General features: G+C 64.7%; 4 protein-coding genes. 1 reads left to right on the forward strand and 3 read right to left on the reverse strand.

The annotated features are described in order from the left end of the window. The 3 genes from bioA to WBH99_RS11525 form a co-directional block, all read right to left on the reverse strand. On the reverse strand, positions 1-1,247 hold a 1,247-nt coding region (gene bioA / locus WBH99_RS11515), incomplete at its 3' end, for an adenosylmethionine--8-amino-7-oxononanoate transaminase (RefSeq protein WP_424220239.1). 224 nt (positions 1,248-1,471) lie between these two features. Then, positions 1,472-2,647 carry a DUF2863 family protein gene (locus WBH99_RS11520; RefSeq protein WP_424220240.1) on the reverse strand — a complete coding sequence of 392 codons (1,176 nt, stop codon included), beginning with the start codon at positions 2,645-2,647 and terminating at the stop codon, positions 1,472-1,474. A gap of 26 nt (positions 2,648-2,673) precedes the next feature. Then, positions 2,674-4,680 (reverse strand): site-specific recombinase, encoded by a 2,007-nt coding sequence (locus WBH99_RS11525; protein WP_424220241.1) that lies wholly within the window; start codon positions 4,678-4,680, stop codon positions 2,674-2,676. A gap of 90 nt (positions 4,681-4,770) precedes the next feature. On the opposite strand from WBH99_RS11525, the gene yaaA reads away from it, so the two are divergent. Next, the gene (gene yaaA, locus WBH99_RS11530; RefSeq protein ID WP_424220242.1) at positions 4,771-5,550 is read left to right on the forward strand and encodes a peroxide stress protein YaaA; all 780 of its coding nucleotides are present in this window, start codon (positions 4,771-4,773) and stop codon (positions 5,548-5,550) included. The last annotated feature ends 107 nt before the right edge of the window (positions 5,551-5,657 follow it).

Raw genomic sequence — 5,657 nt, forward strand, 5'->3', positions numbered from 1 at the left:
GTGTTGCCCATGGGGCGCACCAGGGCTTCTTGCGCCAGGGCGGCGCGGTAGAAGCGGCGGGAGAAGGCGGGGTCGCTACTGTCCACATCGATGGCCAGGATCATGCCCTGCTGGCGCAGGTGGCGCACCCGGGGATGGCCGGCCAGGGGGGCGAAGGCGGCCTTGATCTGGGCGGCTCTTGCTTGGTTGGCGATGAGCACCTGGTCTGCCTCGAAGAGGTCCAGGGTGGCGAGGGCGGCGCGGCAGGCGAGCGGATTGCCGGTGTAGGAATGGGAGTGGAGAAAGCCGCGCTGGGTGGCTTCGTCGTAGAAGGCGGCGTAGATCGCATCGGTGCCAAGCACGATGGCAAGGGGCAGATAGCCGCCGGAAATGCCTTTCGAGAGGCAAAGGAGGTCCGGTTTGATGCCGGCCTGCTCGTGCGCGAAGAAGGTGCCGGTGCGGCCGCAGCCCACGGCGATTTCGTCGCAGATCAGATGCACTTCGTAGCGATCGCAGAGTTGCCGGGCGAGGCGCAGGTATTCCGGGTCGTACATGACCATGCCGGCAGCGCCCTGGACCAGGGGTTCGACGATGAGGGCGGCGATGTGCTCCCCTTCGGCTTCCAGTTTGGCTTCAAGGGCGGCGGCGGCGCGCCGGGCTACATCGATGGCGGTTTCTCCGGGTTCGGCGCGGCGGGAATCGGGGCACATCACGGTGTCGGCCTGGCGTACCAGGGGGGCGTAGGCGTCCTTGAACAGGGCCACGTCGGTGACCGCCAGGGCCCCCACGGTTTCCCCGTGGTAGCTGCCTTTGAGGCAGAGGAAGCGGTTCTTCTGCGGCCGGCCCCGGTTCTGCCAGTAATGAAAGCTCATCTTCAAGGCGATTTCCGTGGCGGAGGCGCCGTCGGAAGCGTAGAAGGCGTGGCCCAGGTGGCCGCCGGTGAGGGCCGAGAGGCGCTCCGACAGTTCCACCACCGGCGGGTGGGTGAAGCCCGCCAGCATCACATGCTCCAGGCTTTCCAGCTGCTCCTTCAAGGCGGCGTTGATGCGCGGGTTGGCGTGGCCGAACAGATTGGTCCACCAGGAGCTGATGCCGTCCAGGTAGCGCTTGCCGTCGAAATCGAAGAGCCAGGCCCCGGCACCCCGGGCGATGGGGACGAGGGGCAGGGCCATGGGGCCCTGGCTGTGGTGGTGCTGCATCTGGGTGCAGGGGTGCCAGACAGCGGCGAGGCTGCGGGCGAGCCAGTCTTGATTGTTCATGGCGTGCATGGTGTCAAGGTGAGGCGCGACGGCTCGATACAAAGGCGCGGCGCGGCAGAGGCCGGGTTTTGCCCGTTGACGCCATCGGCGCCCTGGCGATGGGTTGGCTGAGGGTTGGCTGATGGTTGGGCTGATGGTTGGGCTGATGGTTGGGCTGATGGATGGGCAAAGGGATGGTCAGAGGGATCGGTAAATGGATCGGCAAAGGGATGGGATTGGCGACAAGGCTAGGCTCAATGCAGGGTCTGCGGCACCGTGTCGGCCTGCTCGGGCATTTCCGCATGGACCAGTTCTCCTTCGGTATTGGGAAAGAAGGGGGCGCCGCAATCGTCGCAAAATTCCATGGGCAGCCGGTGTTCGAGGCTGACGATGTCCTTGATGCCGCACTGGCGCAAGGTGGCGTCGATCTCCCCGGCCACGTCGGTCTGCTCGGTTTCGTCCCCGAGCAGGGCCCAGACCACGCCGTGGAACACGGTATTGTCCTGGTCGCGGGGGGAAAGGCCGATCCGGTATTCCTCCAGGCGCTGGTCGTAGCAGGGGGCGACCACGGCCCGCATTTCTTCGGGCAAGAGGCCGAGCGTGGTCTGCAGGAAGGCGACCGAGGCCTTGACTGCATAGGCGCGCGATTCCTGGTCGGCCTGACGGCAGGCGTTGTGATAGGCATTGGGTAAAAGCGGCTCATAGGCGCAGCCCGTGAGCAAAGGGGCGAGATTGGGGCTGCCCTGCTTGATCCAGGCGGCGAGCGTGCTTTCCCTGCTGGCGTCGGCCTCGTTCCAGCGGAACAGCGGGCCGCCCTGGGGGGCGGCGACGACGCCGATCAGGTAACGCACGTCGGAGAGGAAGCGGGTGGTCTCCGGCAGGTCCCGGGTGTCGAGGTGCAGGTTTTCATGGCGCATGGCTTGTTCGCCCAGGGTCCTGGTCAGCAGCCAGGTGTCGTGGAAGCTGCGCGGCAACTGGTCGGGGCTGAACAGGAAGTCTACCAGGGTGAGGCGGGTGTCCTGGGCAAAAACATGGGCCCCGAGTTGCACTGCGAGGGGGGTCAGGCTGTTTGCGCCCAGGGGGCCGGCGGGGATGGTGTAGCGCGACCAGGCCAGGATGGGGGCGGCAAAAAGCTGGATGTCGTATTTCTGCCCGGCGAGTTCCAGGGTGTCGGATTCGGTCATGGCTTCGACCATCGAGGCCAGCTCGTCGTGGGCCCGGGGATGGGATTCGAACAGGCGGTCCATGGCCTGGGTCAGCTCATCCTCGGCACCGGACTGGATCAGGCCTTTCACCAGGTCGGCCAGGCGGACCTCCCAGTAGTTGTCTTCCAGCTTGCAGCAGGATTCGGAAAGGCCGATGGCCAGGCGCTGCAACTCTGCTGCGTCACGGGAGACTCGGTCGCGGGCGCCGAAACGGGCACGGTTCATGGTTCTTCCTTGGTGGGAAAAGCCGGCTATTGTACCAAGTCGTCAGTCTGTTTTTTGGGCGGCAGGAAGAAATCCCGGGGCTGGGTGAGCAGACGGCGGCTCAGCCCCTGCATCAATTGCCGGCCCTGGGAGAAGGTGACGCCCCGGGCGCGCAGGGCTACGAACAGGGCCAGGGCGAAACTGACGCCCAGGTTGACCAGGCCGATGCCGGCCACGCCGACGCAGGCCCAGAGGAAGGGGGCCAGGGGCGGGGCGAAGTCGTAGGCGGCAGCGGCATAACCGAGATAGGCGGAAGAGAAGGCAACGTGGCGGATGTCGATGGGCAGCCCCAGCAGCATGCCGATGCCCCAGGCGCTGCCCAGCATCATGCCGAAGATGAAGTTGCCGGCCAGGGCACCCATGTGGCGTTCGACATAATCGGCAAAGCTCTCCAGCCGCTCGGCTCCGAAGAAACGGCGCGGCCATTGCAGTTGCTTGATGCGCTGGGGAATGCGGTTGTAGATCGCCAGGTTGTCGAAATAGCCGGCGATCAGGCCCGAGAGGAACAGGCAGACCCCGGCCACTCCGGCATAGAACAGGGCGCCGCTGGCAAAGGGGTGGTGCCCGGCCAGGAGTTGTTCCGCTTCTTTCGGGCTGATGCCCTGCTGCCCGGTGAGCAGGGCGATCAGGAAGCTGATGGCAATGGCAGAGGGAATGGCGACAGACACGTTCCCCAGGATGGCGATGAGCTGGCTGCGTGTGGTGCGGGCGATCAGGGTGATCAGATTGTCCAGGTCCCGCACCTTGCCCCGGGATTCACCGATCGAGGCGGCCAGGGCATTGGCGGTCATGGCCGGCTGCTTGGTGGCCACGGTGAGGCCCATCATGTAGATCAGCATGAAGCCCAGCCCGTAGTTGAGGCCGTAGGCCAGCATCTCGTTCAGGGGGGCCAGATGCACATGGTGCATGGCCAGCTTGACCATGGCCATGGCGGCAATGAAGACGCCGGCCCCCATGGCCGCCCGCGCCATGCTGAAGTATTCCTTGCGGCTTTCAGTGATGTAGTGCTCACCCGCCTTGCCGGCATATTCGGTGATCCGCCGGGCGGTGATTTCCAGGTTCTGTTGCCAGAGGGTGCGCAGGTCGTTCTTGCGGCAGGACGCGAACACCAGGGTCTTGAACAGGGCGATGATGGCAGGATAGGCGGTGCGGCCGCTGCGGTCGCGCTGCAGATCTCCGGCAATCGTGGCCAGTTGCTCACCCCGGTTGATGTGGTCGCGCAGGCACTGCAGCTTGTAGGTCAGCTGCAGGCTGGTGCCGGCCTGGGCCGAGCGGCGGTGCAGGCGTTCCACGGCGGCGCGGCACTGGTCGAACAGCACCAGCAACTGTTTTTCGTCCTCGCTCACCGCATCCGGGTCATCCCAGCGGTGCAGGCAGCACTCCACGAAAGCACGCGTTTCCAGGTTCTGGGCCAAAAAGGGGGAGTCGGTGCGGGACAAAGCGGGGTCGAGGCGCAGCAGTTCCGGCTCGAAGCCGATCACCGTCATGCGGTAGGACAGCAGCCACAGGCTGTGCAGCATGGTGGGCAAGCCGCCGGGCAGGGTCTTGGGGTCGGCCTCCTCATCAAAGTGCAGGCTCTTCAGCAGCGTGGTCCAGACGGCTTCTTCCACCCCGCCGACCCAGATTTCGTCGGTCTTGCGGTCAAACAGGGTGAGCAGCATGTCGCCCAGATATTCGTCGGGCTGCTGCACGTCGGGGAGCAGGGTGTGGGTGATGCGCCGCCAGGTTTCGGAGAAGAAACCGGTGATGGGCAAGATGCCCAGGGATGCATAAAGGGAGCCCGCCTTGCGGGTGGAGAACAGCGTATCGATGGCATCGCGCACCTGCTGGCGCAGTTCCGGATCCGCCTCCAGCCTGAGGGTCAGGGACTGGATGCGGGCCGTGGCGGATGCGATGTCTTCCGGGTTCCTGGGGCGCAGTTGATTCACCAGCCCGGCCAGCAGGATCAGAGGGTCCTGCTCTCCCTCTGCGAGACTGCGAATTTGCTGTTCCATGAGCTTGGCTTTCCGGTTTCCTGAGGCCGCATTATCGCCGAAAGTGGTGAACCGCTAAAATCAGCTGCCCGGATCGAAGGAGTCATCTACATGTTCATGCTTGTTTCCCCCGCCAAATCGCTGGATTTTGAAAATCCCGTTCCTGTTGATCTGCCGCATACCCTGCCGGACTGGCTGTCGGAATCCGCCGCCCTGATCGAGCGCCTGCGCGAGCTTTCCCCGGCCGAGGTGGCCGAACTCATGGACCTGAGCGACAAGCTGGCGGTGCTCAATGTGACCCGCTACGCCGAGTGGGCGCTCCCTTTCACCCCGGAGAACGCCAGGCAGGCCGTGCTGGCCTTTAATGGCGACGTTTATGAAGGCCTGGATGCCGCCCATCTGGAAGCGGCCGACCTGGAATGGGCGCAGGCCCACCTCGGCATTCTCTCGGGCCTTCATGGCCTTTTGCGACCGCTCGACCTGATCCAGCCCTACCGGCTCGAAATGGGGACGAAACTCGCCAACTCCCGCGGCAAGGATCTTTATGCCTGGTGGGGCGAGCGGCTGCGCGATGCGGTGCGGGCCGCCACCGAGGCTTCCGGCAGTCCGGTTTTGGTGAACCTCGCTTCGGAGGAATACTTCAAGGCGGTGCGCGCCAGGACCCTGGATCTTCCCATCATCCAGCCCGTGTTCGAGGACTGGAAGGGCGGTCAATACAAGATCATCAGCTTTTATGCCAAGCGCGCCCGGGGCCGCATGGCCCGCTACGCGATCCAGAACCGTATCGACGAGCCGGAAGCGCTGAAGGATTTCGACCTCGATGGCTATGCTTTCGAGGCGGCGGCAAGCGACGGGAAGACCTGGGTGTTCCGCCGCCGCCAGGCGACTTGACCGGTCCTGCGCTTCAAGGGCAATTCAGGGGCACTTCAGGGGCAATTCAGGGGCAATTCAGGGGCAATTCAGGGGCAATTCAGGGGCAATTCAGGGGCAATTCAGGG

The sequence above is a fragment of the Azovibrio sp. genome (genome assembly GCF_049658005.1).
In the GTDB taxonomy this organism is placed as follows: Bacteria; Pseudomonadota; Gammaproteobacteria; order Burkholderiales; family Rhodocyclaceae; genus Azovibrio.

Coding starts and splice junctions, on each gene's coding strand:
- WBH99_RS11520 (WP_424220240.1), bottom strand. CDS start 2,647: ATGAACCGTGCCCGTTTCGGCGCCCGCGACCGAGTCTCCCGTGACGCA.
- WBH99_RS11525 (WP_424220241.1), bottom strand. CDS start 4,680: ATGGAACAGCAAATTCGCAGTCTCGCAGAGGGAGAGCAGGACCCTCTG.
- yaaA (WP_424220242.1), top strand. CDS start 4,771: ATGTTCATGCTTGTTTCCCCCGCCAAATCGCTGGATTTTGAAAATCCC.